At 64.7% G+C, this 17,817-nt stretch carries 21 protein-coding genes; 11 read left to right on the forward strand and 10 right to left on the reverse strand.

What is annotated here, in order from left to right:
* Positions 1 to 61: 61 nt before the first annotated feature.
* Both N7422_RS19970 and prlC read right to left on the reverse strand, forming a co-directional pair.
* Positions 62 to 343: a YheV family putative zinc ribbon protein gene (locus N7422_RS19970; protein ID WP_279808155.1), complete on the reverse strand. Its 282-nt coding sequence runs from the start codon at positions 341 to 343 to the stop codon at positions 62 to 64.
* A complete protein-coding gene (gene prlC, locus N7422_RS19975) occupies positions 340 to 2,391 on the reverse strand; it encodes an oligopeptidase A (RefSeq protein WP_279808156.1) in 2,052 nt (683 codons plus the stop codon). Before prlC ends, N7422_RS19970 begins: the two co-directional genes overlap by 4 nt.
* A 102-nt stretch (positions 2,392 to 2,493) precedes the next feature.
* Between prlC and N7422_RS19980 the strand changes: the two genes are divergently transcribed.
* Positions 2,494 to 3,042 (forward strand): gamma carbonic anhydrase family protein, encoded by a 549-nt coding sequence (locus N7422_RS19980; protein WP_279808157.1) that lies wholly within the window; start codon positions 2,494 to 2,496, stop codon positions 3,040 to 3,042.
* A gap of 62 nt (positions 3,043 to 3,104) precedes the next feature.
* Entirely contained in the window at positions 3,105 to 3,752 is a 648-nt protein-coding gene (locus N7422_RS19985) for an HAD family hydrolase (RefSeq protein WP_279808158.1), read from the forward strand.
* 130 nt (positions 3,753 to 3,882) lie between these two features.
* On the opposite strand, the gene N7422_RS19990 is transcribed toward N7422_RS19985, so the two are convergent.
* Positions 3,883 to 4,953, reverse strand: coding sequence for an aminopeptidase (locus N7422_RS19990; protein WP_279808159.1), 1,071 nt, complete (start codon positions 4,951 to 4,953; stop codon positions 3,883 to 3,885).
* Between the two features lie 88 nt (positions 4,954 to 5,041).
* Here N7422_RS19990 and N7422_RS19995 point away from each other — a divergent pair, with 88 nt between their 5' ends.
* On the forward strand, positions 5,042 to 5,455 hold the full coding sequence (locus N7422_RS19995; RefSeq protein WP_279808160.1) for a hypothetical protein: 414 nt from the start codon (positions 5,042 to 5,044) through the stop codon (positions 5,453 to 5,455).
* A gap of 55 nt (positions 5,456 to 5,510) precedes the next feature.
* Positions 5,511 to 5,924 (forward strand): hypothetical protein, encoded by a 414-nt coding sequence (locus N7422_RS20000; protein WP_279808161.1) that lies wholly within the window; start codon positions 5,511 to 5,513, stop codon positions 5,922 to 5,924.
* Positions 5,925 to 5,957: 33 nt separating this feature from the next.
* On the opposite strand, the gene N7422_RS20005 is transcribed toward N7422_RS20000, so the two are convergent.
* Together N7422_RS20005 and N7422_RS20010 are read right to left on the reverse strand one after the other, a co-directional pair.
* Positions 5,958 to 6,191, reverse strand: a complete 234-nt coding sequence (locus N7422_RS20005) for a DUF1161 domain-containing protein (RefSeq protein ID WP_279808162.1) — start codon at positions 6,189 to 6,191, stop codon at positions 5,958 to 5,960.
* Positions 6,192 to 6,266: 75 nt separating this feature from the next.
* Positions 6,267 to 6,692: an OsmC family protein gene (locus N7422_RS20010; RefSeq protein WP_279808163.1), complete on the reverse strand. Its 426-nt coding sequence runs from the start codon at positions 6,690 to 6,692 to the stop codon at positions 6,267 to 6,269.
* Between the two features lie 153 nt (positions 6,693 to 6,845).
* Here N7422_RS20010 and N7422_RS20015 point away from each other — a divergent pair, with 153 nt between their 5' ends.
* Positions 6,846 to 7,850: an LLM class flavin-dependent oxidoreductase gene (locus N7422_RS20015; RefSeq protein WP_279808164.1), complete on the forward strand. Its 1,005-nt coding sequence runs from the start codon at positions 6,846 to 6,848 to the stop codon at positions 7,848 to 7,850.
* A gap of 81 nt (positions 7,851 to 7,931) precedes the next feature.
* Here the strand turns inward: N7422_RS20015 and N7422_RS20020 are convergent, their stop codons facing one another.
* Entirely contained in the window at positions 7,932 to 8,153 is a 222-nt protein-coding gene (locus tag N7422_RS20020; RefSeq protein ID WP_279808165.1) for a DUF1161 domain-containing protein, read from the reverse strand.
* Positions 8,154 to 8,255: 102 nt separating this feature from the next.
* Positions 8,256 to 8,471: a dodecin gene (locus tag N7422_RS20025; protein WP_011531496.1), complete on the reverse strand. Its 216-nt coding sequence runs from the start codon at positions 8,469 to 8,471 to the stop codon at positions 8,256 to 8,258.
* A 150-nt stretch (positions 8,472 to 8,621) separates the two neighbouring features.
* On the opposite strand from N7422_RS20025, the gene N7422_RS20030 reads away from it, so the two are divergent.
* Positions 8,622 to 8,945 carry a DUF883 family protein gene (locus tag N7422_RS20030; RefSeq protein ID WP_279808166.1) on the forward strand — a complete coding sequence of 108 codons (324 nt, stop codon included), beginning with the start codon at positions 8,622 to 8,624 and terminating at the stop codon, positions 8,943 to 8,945.
* Here N7422_RS20030 and N7422_RS20035 read toward each other — a convergent pair.
* Positions 8,942 to 9,838: a LysR family transcriptional regulator gene (locus N7422_RS20035; protein WP_279808167.1), complete on the reverse strand. Its 897-nt coding sequence runs from the start codon at positions 9,836 to 9,838 to the stop codon at positions 8,942 to 8,944. The genes N7422_RS20030 and N7422_RS20035 overlap by 4 nt on opposite strands.
* A gap of 110 nt (positions 9,839 to 9,948) precedes the next feature.
* Between N7422_RS20035 and trpB the strand changes: the two genes are divergently transcribed.
* Positions 9,949 to 11,166, forward strand: coding sequence for a tryptophan synthase subunit beta (trpB, locus tag N7422_RS20040; protein WP_279808168.1), 1,218 nt, complete (start codon positions 9,949 to 9,951; stop codon positions 11,164 to 11,166).
* A complete protein-coding gene (trpA, locus tag N7422_RS20045; RefSeq protein WP_279808169.1) occupies positions 11,163 to 11,972 on the forward strand; it encodes a tryptophan synthase subunit alpha in 810 nt (269 codons plus the stop codon). Before trpB ends, trpA begins: the two co-directional genes overlap by 4 nt.
* A 108-nt stretch (positions 11,973 to 12,080) precedes the next feature.
* Here the strand turns inward: trpA and N7422_RS20050 are convergent, their stop codons facing one another.
* Positions 12,081 to 12,413, reverse strand: a complete 333-nt coding sequence (locus N7422_RS20050) for a DOPA 4,5-dioxygenase family protein (protein ID WP_279808170.1) — start codon at positions 12,411 to 12,413, stop codon at positions 12,081 to 12,083.
* Positions 12,414 to 12,572: 159 nt separating this feature from the next.
* Positions 12,573 to 13,469 (reverse strand): LysR family transcriptional regulator, encoded by an 897-nt coding sequence (locus N7422_RS20055; RefSeq protein ID WP_279808171.1) that lies wholly within the window; start codon positions 13,467 to 13,469, stop codon positions 12,573 to 12,575.
* Between the two features lie 109 nt (positions 13,470 to 13,578).
* Here N7422_RS20055 and betC point away from each other — a divergent pair, with 109 nt between their 5' ends.
* The 3 genes from betC to N7422_RS20070 all read left to right on the forward strand — a co-directional run bounded on the left by betC (position 13,579) and on the right by N7422_RS20070 (position 17,749).
* Positions 13,579 to 15,096 (forward strand): choline-sulfatase, encoded by a 1,518-nt coding sequence (gene betC, locus N7422_RS20060; protein WP_279808174.1) that lies wholly within the window; start codon positions 13,579 to 13,581, stop codon positions 15,094 to 15,096.
* A 14-nt stretch (positions 15,097 to 15,110) separates the two neighbouring features.
* Positions 15,111 to 16,034: a choline ABC transporter substrate-binding protein gene (gene choX / locus N7422_RS20065; RefSeq protein ID WP_279808176.1), complete on the forward strand. Its 924-nt coding sequence runs from the start codon at positions 15,111 to 15,113 to the stop codon at positions 16,032 to 16,034.
* Positions 16,035 to 16,183: 149 nt separating this feature from the next.
* Positions 16,184 to 17,749, forward strand: coding sequence for a SulP family inorganic anion transporter (locus N7422_RS20070; protein WP_279808178.1), 1,566 nt, complete (start codon positions 16,184 to 16,186; stop codon positions 17,747 to 17,749).
* Positions 17,750 to 17,817 lie beyond the last annotated feature (68 nt).

The raw sequence follows: 17,817 nt of genomic DNA on the forward strand, positions 1-17,817 counted from the left end.
TAATCGGGGTACTGCAAGATAGCTACAACCGATTATCGCGGGACAAGCCCGCGATCGGCTTTCAATCCTGCGGTTTCTTGAGCTTCGGATTGGGGAAGAACTGCACAGTCTGCACCTTGGCCGGCGCCGCCTTGGGCGCCTGGTGGTTGACCCGCGTGCCGAGCTCCTTGGGTACCGACAGGCCCTGTTCGTTCAGGGTGTCGGTGAACCCGCAGGCCACGCATTCGCGGTGCGGCACGCCGTCCTCGTTCCACATCATCAGCTTGTCCATCTCGCTGCACGCCGGGCACACCGCCCCGGCGATGAAGCGTCTCTTGGTCTTGCTCACGGCTACCTCGCTCATGCCGCCGCGTCCTCGGTGAGGCCACTGTGGCGCAGCAATGCATCGATGGAAGGCTCGCGGCCCCGGAAGTCGACGAACAGCACCATCGGCTCGCGGGAACCGCCACGCGCCAGGATCGCCTCGCGGAAGGCGCGGCCGGTCTCGGCGTTGAGCACACCTTCTTCCTCGAAACGGGAGAAGGCGTCGGCCGACAGCACTTCGGCCCACTTGTAGCTGTAGTAGCCCGCCGCGTAACCGCCAGCGAAGATGTGCGCGAAGCTGTTGGGGAAACGGTTGTAGGCCGGCGGGCGCATCACCGAGACTTCGTCGCGAACGCCTTCGAGCACCTGCAGCACGCTGCGGCCGTCACCATGGGTGGCGTGCAGCTCGAAGTCGAACAGCGAGAACTCCAGCTGACGCACCATCATCATGCCCGACTGGAAGTTCTTCGCCGCCAGCATCTTGTCCAGCAGGTCCTGGGGCAGCGGCTCGCCGGTCTCGTAATGGCCGGAGATCAGCGCCAGGCCCTCGGGCTCCCAGCACCAGTTCTCCATGAACTGGCTCGGCAGCTCCACCGCGTCCCAGGCCACGCCATTGATGCCGGACACGCCAGCATGCTCGATACGGGTCAGCAGGTGGTGCAGGCCGTGGCCGAACTCATGGAACAGGGTGGTGACTTCGTCGTGGGTCAGCAACGCCGGCTTGCCGGGCGCGGCCGGGGTGAAGTTGCACACCAGGTTGGCCACCGGGCTCTGCAGCTCGCCGGCGAAGGTGCGGCGACGGTCGCGGGCGCCATCCATCCAGGCACCGCCACGCTTGTTGGCGCGGGCGTAGAGGTCGAAGAAGAAGCGACCTACGTGCTGGCCGTTTTCCTTGATCTCGAACAGGCGCACATCCGGGTGCCAGCTGTCGAAACCCTTGAGCTCGGCAATCTCGATGCCGTAAAGGCGCTGGACGATGGCGAACAGGCCGGACAGCACCTTGTCGATCGGGAAGTAGGCGCGCAGGGCTTCCTGCGACACGCTGTAGCGCTGCTCGCGCAGCTTCTCGCCAAAGTAGCCGGCGTCCCAGCTGGCCAGCTCAGGGGTGCCTTGCTCGGCGGCGTAAGCCTTGAGCTGCTCCAGGTCCTGGGCGGCGAAAGGCTTGGAACGCTTGGCCAGGTCGCGCAGGAAGCTCAGCACCTGGTCGCTGGACTCGGCCATCTTGGTGGCCAGGCTCAGCTCGGCGAAGTTCGGGTAGCCCAGCAGTTTGGCCAGTTCCTGGCGCAGGTCGAGGATCTCTTCCATCACCGGGCCGTTGTCGAACTGGCCGGCGTTCGGGCCCTGGTCGGAGGCACGGGTGCAGTAGGCGGCGTACAGCTCTTCGCGCAGGGCGCGGTCGCTGGCGTAGGTCATTACCGCGTAGTAGCTGGGGAACTCGAGGGTGATCAGCCAGCCGTCGAGGCCCTTGGCCTGGGCAGCGGCAGCCATCTGCGCCTTGGCCGAATCGGTCAGGCCGGCGAGGGCGGTTTCGTCGGTGACGTGCTTGGTCCAGGCCTGGGTCGCGTCGAGCAGCTGGTTGGAGAAACGGCTGCCCAGCTCGCTGAGCTTGCTCTGCACTTCGGCGTAGCGCTGCTGCTTGTCGGCCGGCAGGTCGATGCCAGACAGGCGGAAGTCGCGCAGGGCATGGTCGATGATGGTCTTCTGCGCCACGTCGAAGCCGGCGGCCTCGGGGCTGGCGGCCAGGGCTTCATAGGCTTCGAACAGGGCGCGATTCTGGCCCAGTTCGGTGGAGTAGGCGCTCAGGGCAGGCAGGCACGATTCGTAGGCCTCGCGCAGTTCCTGGCTGTTGCACACCGCGTTGAGGTGGCTGACCGGGCTCCAGGCGGCGCCCAGGCGGTCGTTGAGTTCGTCCATCGCCAGCACCAGGCCGGCCCAGGTCGGGCTCTTGCCCTGCTTTTCGAGGATATCGGCGATGGCCTTGCGGTTGTCGGCGAGGATCTGCTCGATCGCCGGCAGCACATGCTCGGCGCGGATCGCCGAGAAGGGCGGCAGATCATGGGGCTGCAGCAGCGGGTTGTTCGCACTCACGGTTCGGGTACCTTGGCAGGAGAAACACGGGACCATCTTAATTACAATCGACGCCGACCGCAGCAGGCAGCCTGCCTATCGGCATTGCAGAGGAACACTATCATGGCCATCCGCACGTTCCGTGAACACACGCCGAAAGTGGGACCACGGGCCTTCATCGACCGTTCGGCGGTGGTCATCGGCGACGTCGAGATCGGCGAGGACAGCTCGATCTGGCCGCTGACGGTGGTGCGCGGCGACATGCACCGCATCCGTATCGGCGCGCGCACCAGCGTGCAGGACGCCAGCGTACTGCACATCACCCATGCCGGGCCCTTCAACCCCGACGGATTCCCGCTGATCATCGGCGACGAGGTGACCATCGGTCATAAAGTCATGCTGCATGGCTGTACCCTGGGCAACCGCATCCTGGTCGGCATGGGCAGCACCATCATGGACGGCGCCATCGTCGAGGACGAAGTGATCATCGGCGCCGGCAGCCTGGTGCCTCCGGGCAAGCGCCTGGTCAGTGGCTACCTGTACATGGGCAGCCCGGTGAAACAGGTGCGCCTGCTGAGCGAGCAGGAACACGCGTTCTTCCCCTACAGCGCCGGTAACTACGTGAAGCTCAAGGACCAGCACCTGGCCGAAGGCTACGACCAACCAGAATGACCCCTGTGGGAGCGGGCTTGCCCGCGAAGCAGTCGACCCAAGATTCAAGTGGAACCCATTACATGCACCAGCAGAACATCCTCTTCGACCTCGACGGCACCCTGACCGACCCACGCCTGGGCATCACCCGCTCGATCCAGTACGCCCTGGCCAAGCTGGACATCGACGAGCCGGACCTGGCCCGCCTCGAGCACTTCATCGGCCCACCCCTGCTGCAGGCCTTCATGCAGTTCTATGGCTTCGACGAAGCCAAGGCGTGGGACGCGGTGAACTTCTACCGGGAGCGTTTCAAGGTGACCGGGCTGTACGAAAACCTGGTGTTCGACGGCGTGCCCGAGTTGCTGCAGGCGCTCAACGGTCAGGGTCGCACCTTGTATATCGCCACCTCCAAGCCGTGGGAGTTCGCCCGCGAGATCGCCCGGCACTTCGAATTCGACCACCACTTCAAGGTGATATACGGCAGCGAACTGGACGGCACCCGCACCAACAAGGTCGAGCTGATTCGCCACCTGCTGGATGAAGAAGGGCTGGATCCGGCGCAGACGCTGATGATCGGCGACCGCAAGCATGACCTGATCGGCGCGCGCAGCAATGGCTTGCAGGCGGTGGCGGTGGGGTATGGATTCGGTAGCCGGGAGGAACTGGAGGCCGAGGCGCCGGCATACCACTTCGAGACGCTGGCTGAGCTGCATCAGGCGTTCATTCGTTAGGGCATCGGGGCTGCCGCGCAGCCCATCGCCGGCAAGCCGGCTCCCACAGATACAGCGCTGTACTCAAGAACTGCGCTGTATCTGTGGGAGCTGGCTTGCCAGCGATGGGCCGCAAAACGGCCCCGCAATCTCACTGATCTGCCATCAGCCGTCCAAGCGCCGCCTTGCGCCGTTCGATCGGCATCCGCCCCAACGCCTCGACCCGCTCATAGAACAGTGGCCAATCCCCACCAACCTCCTTGAACAACTGCGAAAACGCGGGAACCCACTGATCATAAAGCCCAAAAGGCAGCAACTTGGCATTGTTCAACGGCGCAAAGATCCAGGCATCGAAGCGCCGATCCCCGGCCCAATCGCGGTCCCGCACCTCGCGGTATTCCCGGCGTAACCGCTCGAACTCGGCTTGTTTGGCTGCCCGCTTGCCCGCCTCATCCAACGGCCCGGCATAGATCGCCTGCAACCGCTCGCGACTGGCCAGCACCAACCGAGTGAACTGCTCACGCTGCGCCACGCTGCCATCCTCGGTGGCCGCCAGCCCACGCGCCGCGCGCCATTGCCGGGTGCCCTCCTGCTCGACGAAGGTGGCGAACGACTCGTTGAACTCGGTATCGTCCTGCACATAGAAACGCTGGTGCGCCAGCTCGTGGAAAATCACCGTGGCCAGGCGCTCATCCCCCCAGCCAGCCATGGTCGAAAGAATCGGGTCATCGAACCAGCCCAGGGTGGAGTAGGCCTCCACACCCCCGACGTAGACGTCCAGCCCCTCCTGACGCATCAATGCCGCCGCGCCCCGGGCCGCGCCCTGTCGGTAGTAGCCGCGATAAGCCACGCAGCCAGCGACAGGGAAGCAATGAGTCACCGGCTGCAGCGACAGTTCTGCAGTGGCGAACACGTTCCACACCACGTAGGGGCGCCCCAGATCCGCGTATACCCGATAGCTGCCGTTGTCCGGCAACTTCAAGTGCTCGCTGGCAAACACCCGGGCCTTTTCGGCGAACTGCAGGCGCTGGCGCAACACCGGGCGGGTGGCCGGGTCCTCGATCACGCGGTCCACCGGCTGGCGCGCCCGCAACAGCTGCCATTGCCCCTCGGCCAACTGGCCGTAGTAGCCCAGGCTTGAACAACCGCTCAGCAGGACGCCAAGGGACAGGGGAACAAACCGGGTGAAAACGCGGTCGAGAGCCCGACGGCTGCAGCGCATGAAAAGAAAAAGTCCAAACATCGAGGCTGTCTATCTCGCTCGTCGGCCGAATGCGACCAAGACTATCTCGCCAGGGGGAAGCTTCGCCATGCGTACTCTGTTTGCCATCGGCACGTTGGTGCTGCTGACCGGCTGCTCCACGTTGCCCGACCCGGACCCGAACCAGGCCTGGATCGACCTCGCGCCGGCTGACAATGACTCGCTGCACGCCGTGCAGGTCGATGAGCGCGACTGGGCCGATACGCGCTATTTCGAGGTGCAGCCCGGCAACCATGAACTCACCGTGCGCTACCAGTTCGCCGTGACACCGAGCAACATCGGCCCGGTGGAAGAGCCGTTGTGGCGCGACTGCCAGCTCAACCTCACCTTCAAGGACTTCATCGCCGGCCAGCGCTATCAGATGCAGGCCGGCAGCATCGGTTTCCGACCGTGGATCAAACTGTACGACCAGCGGCAGAAAATGATCGGCCAAGGCGAACCCGCAGGCTGCCAACGCACCTGAACACCACGAACGGCGCTATGCTTGTAACCTGTGCAACGCGAGCGGGAGTTCCACCATGCGCCAGCCCATGATGCTGTTTGCCCTCAGTGCCCTGGGGGCTTGCGCCAGCCCCTTGCCGCCCGTCGACCCGAACAAGGCCTGGGTCGATCTCTACACCATCACCCCCGGCAGAACCATCATGGCCGACCGTCTGGACGGCCAGCGGCTGGACGATGGCCGCTACTTCCAGGTGACACCTGGCAAGCACGAGCTGGTGGTGCGTTTCGATTTCGAGGTGTATTCCGGCGGCTTCACCACCGACCCCACCGAACGGACCTGCTACCTGACCGTGCGCTTCAACGACTTCAAGGCCGGCGAGCGCTACCGGCTGGAGGCGCGGGCGCCGGTGATGCAGCCGCAGGTGCTGCTGTACGACGCCAGCCGCCAGGTGGTGGTGAATGAGCCCAGCGAGGTGTTCTGCATTCCGTGAAGGCCCCTCGCCGGCTGTGCCGGCGAACCAGCCCTACCGATCGTTCTTCTGGTAGACGATCTTCTTCGTCCCGCCATCGCAGCTCCCGACGATCATGTTCGGGTCACTGACCTCGGCATTGGGCACGATCTCCAGCGTGTAGGAGGTTACCCCGCGCGCCTGGATCTTCGCTTCGATCTCGGCTTTGAGCTCCTCGCACGGCTTGGGCGCGGCCAGTGCGGCCGTGGCCAGCAGGGAGGCCAGCACACCAATTGCTACGCGGATCATGGAACGGCTCCTGAGACAGGGCAGACGCGCTGCCGACGCTGTTTAGACTACAGGAAACCGCTGCCGTTGCGCCGCCTAGGAAAGCAGAGTGGCGTCCAGGCTGATGGTCGCGTTCAGCACCTTGGACACCGGGCAGCCCGCCTTGGCCTTGTTGGCGATCTCGTGAAACTGCGCCTCGCTGGCACCCGGCACCTTGGCCTTCAAAGTGAGGTGCACGGCGGTGATGGCAAAGCCCTCGGCCTGCTTTTCGAGGCTCACTTCGGCAACCGTGTCGATACGCTCCGGGGTAAAGCCTGCCTCACCCAGCATCATCGACAGTGCCATCGAGAAACACCCGGCATGGGCGGCACCGATCAGCTCCTCCGGGTTGGTCCCGGGGCTGCCTTCGAAACGGGTGTTGAAGCCATAAGGCGCCTGCTTGAGCGCACCGCTTTCAGTGGAAATCTGACCTTTGCCATCCTTCAGGCCACCTTGCCAGACCGCCGATGCTGTCTTTTTCATGCTGCCTCCTGGTCACAGGGTTGGGTATCTAAAGTTCTGAGGACTGGACCTGCACCAAGTTCAGATCAATCTGCAGGCAGGCATTGAATCCACCGAATATGCCCATACAGAGTCCGGAAGGCCTCTGGCCAACCACCTGATGCGGAGGCTCCGATGACGCAGCTGCGAGACCTGAAGTTTTCCACCCTTGACCTGGTGCCCGTGCGCGCCGACGGCGGCCCGGCGCAAGCGCTGCGCAATTCGCTGGACCTGGCGCAGCACGTCGAGCGCTTTGGCTACAACCGCTTCTGGGTCGCCGAACACCACAACATGGACGGTATCGCCAGCTCGGCCACCGCCGTGTTGATCGGCTATCTGGCCGGTGGCACCTCGACCATCCGTATCGGCTCCGGCGGGGTGATGCTGCCCAATCATGCGCCACTGGTAATCGCCGAGCAGTTCGGCACCCTGGCCAGCCTGTACCCAGGCCGCATCGACCTGGGCCTGGGCCGTGCCCCGGGCTCCGACCAGATGACCGCACGCGCCCTGCGCCGCGAACGCTCCGGCAGCGCCGACGATTTCCCTGATGATGTGGAGGAACTGTCGCGCTACCTGGGGCCCCGTACCGACGACCAGAAAGTCATCGCCGTGCCCGGCCACGACACCGAGGTGCCTATGTGGCTGCTCGGTTCCAGCCTGTTCAGCGCCCAGCTGGCTGGCATGCGCGGCATGCCCTACGCGTTTGCCTCGCATTTCGCGCCGCGCTACATGCATGAGGCGATCCGCATCTATCGCGACCATTTCAAGCCTTCCACCACCTTGGACAAGCCTTACGTGATGCTCGGCATCCCGATGGTGGTGGCCGAGACCGACGAGAAGGCCGAATACCTGGCGACTTCGGTGTATCAACGCATCCTCGCGCTGATCCGTGGCCAAAGCCTGATGCAGCGCCCACCGGTCGAAAGCATGAATGGACTGTGGCTGCCCCATGAGCGCGATGCCGTGAGCAGCTTCCTGGGCCTGGCGATGATCGGCAGCCCGCAGAAGGTGCGAGCGAAGGTGGAAGTGTTGCTGGAGCAGACCGGTGCGGATGAGCTGATCTTCACCAGCGACCTGTATGAGCATGCTGACCGGGTGCGGTCGTATGAATTGATGGCGCAGGCCCTCAAGGCCGAGTGACCTTCTTCGCGGTTCAAACCCGCTCCCACAGGTGCAGCAAGGCCCTGTGGGAGCGGGTTTACCCGCGAAGAATCCACCGCATCAGCCACGGCGGTAGACGATCTCCTTGGTCCCGCCCTCGCAGGTGCCAACCACCTTGCCCGCCGGATCGCCCTTGTTGACGATCTCCAGCGTGTAGCCTTTCACACCCTTGGCTTCGAGTTTGGCGGCAATCTCGGCCTTGAGCTCCTCGCACGACTTGCCCGCCGCCAGCGCGCCACCTGCCAGTACCATCAGGCCCACAGCCAGAATCAACTTCTTCATCGATCGCTTTCCTTGTACAGATCAAAAACGAAAAGGGCGCGAAGCCCGCGCCCTGGAACCTTGTTACCCGATCAGGTCGGGCAAACCCAGCCCCGCTTCGTTTCAGCTGTTGGCGATACGGAACCCAACCTTCAGCGTCACCTGGAAATGCGCGGCCTTGTTGTCGCGGATATGCCCACGGGTGTCGACCACCTCGAACCATTCCAGGTGCTTGATGCTCTTGCCGGCCTCGGCCAGGGCATTGTTGATCGCCTCTTCGATGCTGGTGGGCGAGGACCCGACCAGTTCGATCTTCTTGTAGGTGTGATGATCCGACATGAGCGCTCTCCTTGAGTGGGTAGTCAGTTGAGCCTAGCAGCGCAGGCCCGGTTTACCTGCGAGCGATCGCCGCAGGGGAAAGTTCGATCGCACTTTCCCACCACCGCGCAGTCGCACTCCTTACAGCCCATACCGCGAAGGAGAGTCAACATGCCACGCAATTCCCTGCGCCAAGCCTCCCTGGAAAGCATGGAAGCCGAGATCGAGAGCCTGCTCAAGACCCTGGAGCACCTCAAGCACGATGCCTCGGAGGAGTCGCACAAGACCATGAAGGCGCTGCGCGGCAATGCCGAGAACGCCCTCAAGCACTCACGCAGCCTGCTCGGCGAAGCCTACGAGGAAGTGAAGACCCGCACCCGCCAGACCGGCGTCGCCACTCGCGACTATGCCCAGGAACACCCCTGGACCACCGCCGGTGTGGCAGTCGGCGCCCTCGGCCTGCTGGCGGCCTACCTGATGTGCCGGCGCAACTAACCCGCCTGCTGCTGCAGCTCCCGGCGCAGCCAATGCGCCAGTTGCTCGGCGCGCCCGTCCGCGGCGCGCCTGGGCACCCACAAGGCGAGCGCCGCGCGAGTGGGGGAGAAGCCCCATGGCGCGGCCAACCGGCCGGCTTTCAGGTCATCCGCCACCAGCGGTTGTGGCGCGATGGCCACCCCCAGCCCGGCAACCGCCGCCTCCAGCAGGTAATACAGATGCTCGAATGCCTGGCCGAAATGCAGCGTGCCCGGCACCATGCCCTGCTGTTGCGCCCAGACCGGCCAGGCTTGCGGGCGGGACGTGGTATGCAGTACCGCCTCTCGTTGCAAAGCCACGGCTGGCGCGGCTTTCAAACGATCGAAGCCTTCGAAGTGCGGGCTCATGACGGGGCCGATGCGCTCTTCGGCGAGCACGTGCACCTGCATGTCCGCCGGCCACGGTGGCTCGGCGAAAACCAGCAGGGCATCCAACCCCGGGCGGCGTGGGTCGAGATCGCCTTCGCCCGCTGACAGGTGCAGGCGCAGCTCCGGCAGGTCGGCCTTCAAACGTCCAAGACGCGGGATGAACCAGCGCGCCAGCAGGCTGCCGGAGCAACCAAGCACGAACGGTGCTTCGTCGGCATCGCGGGAAAGCTCGGCGCAGACACCCCGCAGTCGGTCGAACGCCTCGAAGCTGGCATCGCGCAGGCGCACCCCGGCATCTGTGAGTTTGACGCCACGCCCGTCCTTGACGAACAGGGCCACGCCCAGATGCTCCTCGAGCACCTTGATCTGCCGGCTCACGGCGCCATGGGTAACGTGCAGCGCTTCAGCCGCCTGGCTGACGCTGTTGAGCCGGGCGGTAGCCTCAAAGGCGCGCAGAGCATTGAGCGGGGGAAGATCCTGGGCCATTTGACTTGTGAGATTTCCTGACAGGTTTGCGCAATCTTATCGGTTTTCAGCCGGCCGCGTCGTGGTTAGAGTAAAGCCCATCACTCATCCAATACGCCCTGGAGCGCCCCATGACCCAGACCCAATACCGCGCCGGCCCCGATGTCAACGGCCTGTTCGGCTCGTTCGGCGGCCGCTACGTGGCCGAAACCCTGATGCCCCTGGTGCTCGACCTTGCCCGCGAATACGAAGCCGCCAAGGCCGACCCCAAGTTCCTCGAAGAACTCGCCTACTTCCAGCGCGACTACATCGGCCGCCCCAACCCGCTGTACTTCGCCGAGCGCCTGACCGAACACTGCGGCGGCGCGAAGATCTTCTTCAAGCGTGAAGAGCTCAACCACACCGGCGCGCACAAGGTGAACAACTGCATCGGCCAGGTGCTGCTGGCCAAGCGCATGGGCAAGAAACGCCTGATCGCCGAGACCGGCGCCGGCATGCACGGCGTGGCCACCGCCACCGTCGCCGCGCGCTTCGGCCTGCCCTGCGTGATCTACATGGGCGCCACCGACATCGAGCGCCAGCAGGCCAACGTGTTCCGCATGAAACTGCTGGGTGCCGAGATCGTCCCGGTCACCGCCGGCACCGGCACGCTCAAGGACGCCATGAACGAGGCCCTGCGCGACTGGGTCACCAACGTCGACGACACCTTCTACCTGATCGGCACCGTGGCAGGTCCGCACCCGTACCCGGCGATGGTCCGCGACTTCCAGTCGATCATCGGCAAGGAAACCCGCGCCCAGCTGCAGGAGAAGGAAGGGCGCCTGCCCGACAGCCTGATCGCCTGCGTCGGTGGCGGCTCCAACGCCATGGGCCTGTTCCACGACTTCCTCGATGATGCCAGCGTGCAGATCATCGGCGTCGAGGCCGGCGGCCATGGCGTGCATACCGACAAGCATGCCGCCAGCCTCAATGGCGGTGTCCCGGGCGTGCTGCACGGCAACCGCACCTACCTGCTGCAGGACGATGACGGCCAGATCACCGACGCTCACTCGATTTCCGCAGGCCTGGACTACCCCGGCATCGGCCCGGAGCACGCCTACCTGCACGAAGTGAAGCGTGTCGAGTACGTCAGCATCACCGACGACGAAGCCCTCGACGCCTTCCACGCGACCTGCCGCCTGGAGGGCATCATCCCGGCGCTGGAAAGCTCCCACGCCCTGGCCGAGGCGATCAAGCGCGCGCCGAAGCTGCCCAAGGACCACCTGATGGTGATCTGCCTGTCCGGTCGCGGCGACAAGGACATGCAAACCGTGATGAACCACATGGCCGCCCAGGAGAAACAGGCATGAGCCGTCTCGAACAACGCTTCGCCGAACTCAAGGCCGAAGGCCGCTCGGCACTGGTCACCTTCGTCACCGCCGGCGACCCGGGCTACGATGCCTCGCTGCAGATCCTCAAGGGCCTGCCAGCGGCCGGTGCCGACGTGATCGAACTGGGCATGCCGTTCACCGACCCGATGGCCGACGGCGTGGCCATCCAGCTCGCCACCCTGCGCGCCCTGGAAGCCGGCCAGACCCTGGCCAAGACCCTGCAGATGGTTCGCGAATTCCGCACCGGCAACCAGTCCACCCCGATCGTGCTGATGGGTTACTACAACCCGATCCACCGTTTCGGTGTGGCGCAGTTCGTCGCCGAGGCGAAAGAGTCGGGCGTGGATGGCCTGATCATCGTCGACCTGCCACCGGAGCACGACGCCGAGCTGGCCACCCCGGCCCAGGCCGCCGGCATCGATTTCATCCGCCTGACCACCCCGACCACCGACGACGCCCGCCTGCCGCGCGTGCTGGAGCGCAGCTCCGGGTTCGTCTACTACGTGTCGGTGGCCGGTGTGACCGGTGCGGGCTCGGCGACCACCGAGCATGTCACCGAGGCCATTGCGCGCCTGCGCCGGCATACCGATCTGCCGGTCAGCGTCGGTTTCGGTATTCGCACGCCAGAGCAGGCCGCAGCCATTGCCCGTCTGGCCGATGGTGTGGTGGTGGGTTCGGCGCTGGTCGACAAGATCGCCCAGGCCAAGGATGCCGGTCAGGCAGTGAAGGATGTGCTGAGCCTGTGCTCGGCGCTGGCCGAAGGCGTGCGCTCGGCTCGTAGATGATTGCGAGGGCTTCGCCCTCGATCGCGGCACAAGGCCGCTCCTACAAGGGATCGCATTTCTCTGTAGGAGCGGCCTTGTGTCGCGAAAGGGCCGCAAAGCGGCCCCCTGCTACTCACCAAAAATCGACAAATCCAACGGCCTGATCGCCCCCATCCAGATCGCATGATCGCGGTGATCCGCCAGCTCATCCCCGGTTTCCGGGTGCAGGAACACCACCAACCCCTTGCGATACAGCGCCAGCCACGGCAGCACCACGCCAACCACCTCCGGCCCGAAGGCCAGCTGGCAGCTCCAGTCCGGGTGCGGCCCGACCGGCTTCTGGTGCACGCGGCCCATGGTCACGGGAAACAACCGAGTCGCCTCCTCGCACAGCTCGCGGGCCTGTTCCATGGTCGATGCGTCGTAGTACACGTGGGCGTGGTAGCCCTTGATCCTTTGCACGGTGGCTCCTGATTGCAGTAATGCGAATTCCCGAAGTCTACGCCATCCCTGTAGGAGCGGCCTTGTGTCGCGAAAGGGCTGCGAAGCGGCCCCGGCGATATTGCAGAAATGCTGAAATTTGGGGCCGCTTCGCGCCCCTTTCGCGACACAAGGCCGCTCCTACAGGCGCTCCTGCTCCAACCAATCCACGAACCGCTGGATCAGCGCCCCGCGCCGTTTGCGTGGCGGCAGCACCACGTAGTACCCCCGCGCCGATCGCAAGCTGCCCTCCAGGGGCCGACACAACAACCCTTGCTCGACCAGCCCATCGACCAGGTGCGCCCAGCCGATCGCCACCCCTTGTCCGGCAATCGCGGCCTGAATCAGCAGCGTGTAGTTATCGAACCGCAGCTGCCCGGACGGAGGCGGGCTGTCCACGCCAAGACCACGAAACACCCCCGCCCAATCGAACCAGCGGCTGGCCTGCTCACCCTTCAGATGCAGCAAGGGCAATCGTTGCAAAGCCACGGCCGACAAGGGTTTGCCATGAGCCAGCCGAGGGCTGCAGACCGGGAAGACCTCCTCGTCGAACAACCAGCGGCTCTCGCCCTGGTGAAAACGCCCATCACCAAACAGCACCGCCACATCGATGTCCGGGCGCAGCATCCCCTGGCTGCGCTCGCCGGTCACCAGGCTCACGTCCACCTGTGGATAAGCCTCGTGGAAGCGCTGCAGACGCGGCATCAGCCAGAACGCGGCGAAGGCGAAGTCGGTGGCCACCTGCAACACCTCACGCTGACCACGCCCACTGGCCAAGGCAACGCCATCGTCCATGGCCTGAAGCCCTTGATGTACCTGTTCGAACAGCAACTGGCCCGCTTCGGTCAGCTCGATGCCCCGGTAGATACGGTCGAACAACCGCGTCCCCAGTTGCGCCTCCAGGCGCTTCACCTGCTGGCTCACCGCCGGCTGGGTGGTGCCCAGCTCCAGCGCCGCAGCCGTGAAACCGCGTAGGCGAGCGGCGGACTCGAACACGCGCAAGGCGTCAAGGGACAGGTCGGCAAGGTGCTCAAACATAAGCTTGGCTAATCCCAGTCATTGCCCGGCGTGGGCTTTACCCACGTTATCCACAGCACCATGCTGGATTGCAAGCGCTAACCATAACTCTCGACGATGGAAGGGCACCATGAAGCAACCCAACATCCTGTTCATCATGGCCGACCAGATGGCCGCGCCGCTGCTGCCGATCTACACCCCATCGCCGATCAGGATGCCCAACCTGGCGCGCCTCGCCGAGCAAGCCGTGGTGTTCGACTCCGCCTACTGCAACAGCCCGCTGTGTGCGCCCTCTCGCTTTACCCTGGTCAGCGGCCAGTTGCCCAGCCGTATCGGCGCCTACGACAACGCCGCCGACTTCCCCGCCGACATTCCGACCTACGCCCATTACCTGCGCCGGCTCGGCTACCGCACCGCACTGTCGGGCAAGATGCACTTCTGCGGCCCGGACCAGCTGCACGGCTACGAGGAGCGCCTGACCAGCGATATCTACCCGGCCGACTACGGCTGGGCGGTGAACTGGGACGCGCCTGACGAACGCCCGAGCTGGTACCACAACATGTCCTCGGTGCTGCAGGCCGGGCCGTGCGTGCGCACCAACCAGCTGGATTTTGACGAGGAAGTGGTATTCAAGGCGCGCCAGTATCTCTATGACCATGTGCGCGAAGGCGATGGTCGGCCGTTCTGCCTGACCGTGTCGATGACCCACCCCCATGACCCGTACACCATTCCCAAGCGCTACTGGGATCTCTATGAGGCTGTGGATATCCCGCTGCCCCGCGACGAGATCGCCCAGAACCAGCAAGACCCTCACTCGCAACGCCTGCTCAAGGTCTACGACCTGTGGGACAAGCCCCTGCCTGTGGACAAGATCCGCGACGCCCGCCGCGCCTACTTCGGCGCCTGCAGCTACATCGACGACAACATTGGCCAGCTCCTGCAGACGCTGGAAGACTGCGGCCTGGCCGATGACACGCTGATCGTCTTCTCTGGCGACCACGGCGACATGCTTGGCGAGCGCGGGCTCTGGTACAAGATGCACTGGTTCGAGATGTCGGCGCGGGTACCGTTGCTGATCCACGCGCCCAAGCGCTTCGCACCCGCTCGGATCGCCGCCAGCGTATCCACCTGCGATCTGCTGCCGACCCTGGTCGAGCTGGCGGGCGGCGCTGTGGATGACACCCTTCACCTGGACGGCCGCTCGCTGCTCGGCCACCTGCACGGGCAGGGCGGTCATGACGAGGTGATCGGCGAGTACATGGCCGAAGGCACCGTCGGCCCGTTGATGATGATCCGCCGCGGCGCATACAAGTTCGTGTACAGCGAGGACGACCCCTGTTTACTCTACGACCTGAGCCGCGACCCGCACGAGCGGGAGAACCTCACCGGCAGCCCGGACCACCAGGCGCTGCTGCAGGCATTTGTCGATGAAGCACGCCAGCGTTGGGACCTGCCCACGCTGCGCCAGCAGGTGCTGGCCAGCCAGCGCCGCCGCCGTCTGGTGGCCGAGGCGCTGGCCATCGGCAAGCTGAAAAGCTGGGACCACCAACCGCTGGTGGACGCCAGCCAACAGTACATGCGCAACCACATCGATCTCGACGACCTCGAGCGCAAGGCACGTTATCCAAAGCCCGCACCCCTGGATTGAGAAGAGAGGCCGCCATGCAGAAGTTCTCCACCGCCGTGCTCGCCCTGGCCCTGAGCCTGGGCACGGCCCACGCCGCCGACGGCGACGCGCAATGCAGCACCGTGAAACTGGCCGACCCTGGCTGGAGCGATATCGCCAGCACCAACGCCGTCGCCCGCCTGCTCCTGGAAAGCCTGGGCTACCAGGTGAAGATCGACAGCCTGGCCGTGCCGATCATCTACGGCGGCCTCAAGGATGGCCGGGTGGATGCCTTCCTCGGCAACTGGATGCCCGCGCACCAAGGCTTCCACGACAAGTTCGTCGCCAATGGCGATGTCCAGCAGCTGGCGCGCAACCTCGAAGGCACCGAGTTCACCTTGGCGGTGCCCGATTATGTGTGGGAGGCCGGGGTGAAGGACTTCGCCGACCTGCACAAGTACGCCGACAAGTTCGACAAGAAACTCTACGGTATCGGCTCCGGCGCACCGGCCAACCTGTCGCTGAAAGAGATCATCGACAAGAACGACTTCGCGCTCGGGCAGTGGAAGCTGGTCGAGTCCAGCGAGCAGGCGATGCTGGCCCAGGTGGACCGGGCCGTGAAGAAACAGCAGTTCATCGCCTTTCTCGGCTGGACACCACACCCGATGAACGTGAAGTTGAAAATGCATTACCTGACGGGTGGAGAGCAGTGGTTCGGCAGCAAGGGTGATGTGTACACGCTGACCCGCACTGGATATCCACAGGCGTGCCCGAATGCGGCGAAGCTTTTGACCAACCTGAAGTTCTCGCTGGAGATGGAGAACAGCATCATGGCCGAGGTTGTGGACAAGAAGGTGAGCTTCGATGAGGCGGCCAGGGCCTGGGTGAAGGCTCATCCACAGTTACTGGAAGGTTGGTTGGCTGGCGTGACCACCAAGGGGGGTGGGGACGCAGCAGAAGCGGTTGAAGCCAAACTCTGATTTTTGTCTGATAGGCTGCTGGGGCCGCTTTGCGGCCCTTTCGCGACACAAGGCCGCTCCTACAGGCGAGCGCGAATCCCTGTAGGAGCGGCCTTGTGTCGCGAAACGAGGGCAAAGCCCTCGCCTGCGATACTGAACAGGAACGACGCATGCCTCGTCTCCACCACCTGCTGCCCTTCCTCACCTGGCTGCCCCGCCAATCGGGCCGCAGCCTGCGCCAGGACCTGCTGGTGGGCCTGAGCGGCGCCATCCTCGCCCTGCCGCAGTCCATCGCCTACGCCCTGATCGCCGGCCTGCCCGCCGAATACGGCCTGTACGCCGCCATCGTGCCGGTGCTGGTCGCCTGCCTGTGGGGCTCGTCCTGGCACCTGATCTGCGGCCCGACGGCGGCCATTTCCATCGTCCTCTATGCCAGCGTCAGCCCGCTGGCCGTCGCTGGCAGCGCCGACTACGTCACCCTGGTGCTGTTGCTGACCTTCCTCGGCGGGATCTTCCAACTGTTGCTCGGGCTGCTGCGCTTCGGCGCGCTGGTCAATTTCGTCTCCCATTCGGTGGTGCTGGGCTTCACCTTGGGCGCCGCCATCGTCATCGCCCTTGGCCAGCTGCCGAACCTGCTGGGCATGGACCTGCCAAGCCAGGCCACCGCACTGGCGACCGTGCAGGAGCTGGCCGGCCATGTCGGCGAGGTGGACATGCCATCGCTGATCCTCGGGCTGGCCACACTGGTGCTTGGCGTGGCCTTGAAACTGTGGCGCCCACGCTGGCCGAGCCTGTTGATAAGTCTGCTTTCGGTCAGCCTGGTGGCTTGGCTGCTGCCCGGCGTGTTCGGCCATGTGCCGCGGGTACCGGCGTTCACCGGCCAGTTGCCGCCGCTGAGCCCGCTGCCGTTGCTCGATCTGGAGCTGATGCTGCGTCTGCTGCCCAGCGCCGTGGCCATTGGCATGCTTGGACTGGTCACCAGCCTGTCCATCGCCCGTTCGTTGTCGGCACGTTCCGAGCAATTGATCGACGCCAACCAGGAGATCCGCGCCCAGGGCCTGTCGAACATCGTGGGGGCGTTCTTCTCCGGCTACCTATCCTCCGGCTCGTTCACTCGCTCCGGGCTGAGCTATGACGCTGGCGCTCGATCACCATTGGCCGGGGTGTTCTCGGCGTTGTGGGTGGCGTTGTTCGCGGTGGTTGGTGCCGGGCTGATCGCCCACCTGCCGATCCCGGCCATGGCGGGCAGCATCCTGCTGATCTGCTGGGGGCTGGTGGATCATCGCGGCATCCGCGCGCTGTTCCGGGTAAGCCGCTCGGAATTCCTGGTGATGGCGCTGACGGCGGCAGCGACGTTGCTGCTGGAGCTGCAGACGGCGATCTACGCCGGGGTGCTGGCGTCGCTGTTCTTCTATCTCAAGCGCACTTCGAGGCCGCGAGTGCAGCAGAGCCGGGAAGGAGAGGTGGATGTGCTGCGGGTGGGCGGCTCGATCTTCTTCGGCGCGGCGCATTACCTGCAGGTGCGCTTGCAGCGGTGCCGGGGGCCGCATGTGGTGATCGATGCGCGACAGGTGAACTTCATCGATTACTCGGGTGTGGATATGTTGCATCGCGAGGCACGGCGGTTGATGCGTAATGGCGGGAGCCTGACGTTGCAGCGGGCACGGCCGCAGGTCATCGAGGAACTGCAGAAGTTGGAGGGGGTTGAAGGATGTCCGGTCAAATTCCAGGAATGAGTTTCAGATCCTGGGGGCTGCTGCGCAGCCCTTTCGCGACACAAGGCCGCTCCTACAGGAAGTCGCGG

This window comes from Pseudomonas sp. GD04091 (genome assembly GCF_029836165.1).
Taxonomy (GTDB): domain Bacteria; phylum Pseudomonadota; class Gammaproteobacteria; order Pseudomonadales; family Pseudomonadaceae; genus Aquipseudomonas.

Bases quoted from the DNA above. Each gene is read 5' to 3' on its own strand.
- N7422_RS19970 (WP_279808155.1), bottom strand. From the start codon at position 343: ATGAGCGAGGTAGCCGTGAGCAAGACCAAGAGACGCTTCATCGCCGGG.
- N7422_RS19980 (WP_279808157.1), top strand. From the start codon at position 2,494: ATGGCCATCCGCACGTTCCGTGAACACACGCCGAAAGTGGGACCACGG.
- N7422_RS19985 (WP_279808158.1), top strand. From the start codon at position 3,105: ATGCACCAGCAGAACATCCTCTTCGACCTCGACGGCACCCTGACCGAC.
- N7422_RS19990 (WP_279808159.1), bottom strand. From the start codon at position 4,953: ATGCGCTGCAGCCGTCGGGCTCTCGACCGCGTTTTCACCCGGTTTGTT.
- N7422_RS19995 (WP_279808160.1), top strand. From the start codon at position 5,042: ATGCGTACTCTGTTTGCCATCGGCACGTTGGTGCTGCTGACCGGCTGC.
- N7422_RS20000 (WP_279808161.1), top strand. From the start codon at position 5,511: ATGCGCCAGCCCATGATGCTGTTTGCCCTCAGTGCCCTGGGGGCTTGC.
- N7422_RS20005 (WP_279808162.1), bottom strand. From the start codon at position 6,191: ATGATCCGCGTAGCAATTGGTGTGCTGGCCTCCCTGCTGGCCACGGCC.
- N7422_RS20010 (WP_279808163.1), bottom strand. From the start codon at position 6,692: ATGAAAAAGACAGCATCGGCGGTCTGGCAAGGTGGCCTGAAGGATGGC.
- N7422_RS20015 (WP_279808164.1), top strand. From the start codon at position 6,846: ATGACGCAGCTGCGAGACCTGAAGTTTTCCACCCTTGACCTGGTGCCC.
- N7422_RS20020 (WP_279808165.1), bottom strand. From the start codon at position 8,153: ATGAAGAAGTTGATTCTGGCTGTGGGCCTGATGGTACTGGCAGGTGGC.
- N7422_RS20025 (WP_011531496.1), bottom strand. From the start codon at position 8,471: ATGTCGGATCATCACACCTACAAGAAGATCGAACTGGTCGGGTCCTCG.
- N7422_RS20030 (WP_279808166.1), top strand. From the start codon at position 8,622: ATGCCACGCAATTCCCTGCGCCAAGCCTCCCTGGAAAGCATGGAAGCC.
- N7422_RS20035 (WP_279808167.1), bottom strand. From the start codon at position 9,838: ATGGCCCAGGATCTTCCCCCGCTCAATGCTCTGCGCGCCTTTGAGGCT.
- trpB (WP_279808168.1), top strand. From the start codon at position 9,949: ATGACCCAGACCCAATACCGCGCCGGCCCCGATGTCAACGGCCTGTTC.
- trpA (WP_279808169.1), top strand. From the start codon at position 11,163: ATGAGCCGTCTCGAACAACGCTTCGCCGAACTCAAGGCCGAAGGCCGC.
- N7422_RS20055 (WP_279808171.1), bottom strand. From the start codon at position 13,469: ATGTTTGAGCACCTTGCCGACCTGTCCCTTGACGCCTTGCGCGTGTTC.
- betC (WP_279808174.1), top strand. From the start codon at position 13,579: ATGAAGCAACCCAACATCCTGTTCATCATGGCCGACCAGATGGCCGCG.
- choX (WP_279808176.1), top strand. From the start codon at position 15,111: ATGCAGAAGTTCTCCACCGCCGTGCTCGCCCTGGCCCTGAGCCTGGGC.
- N7422_RS20070 (WP_279808178.1), top strand. From the start codon at position 16,184: ATGCCTCGTCTCCACCACCTGCTGCCCTTCCTCACCTGGCTGCCCCGC.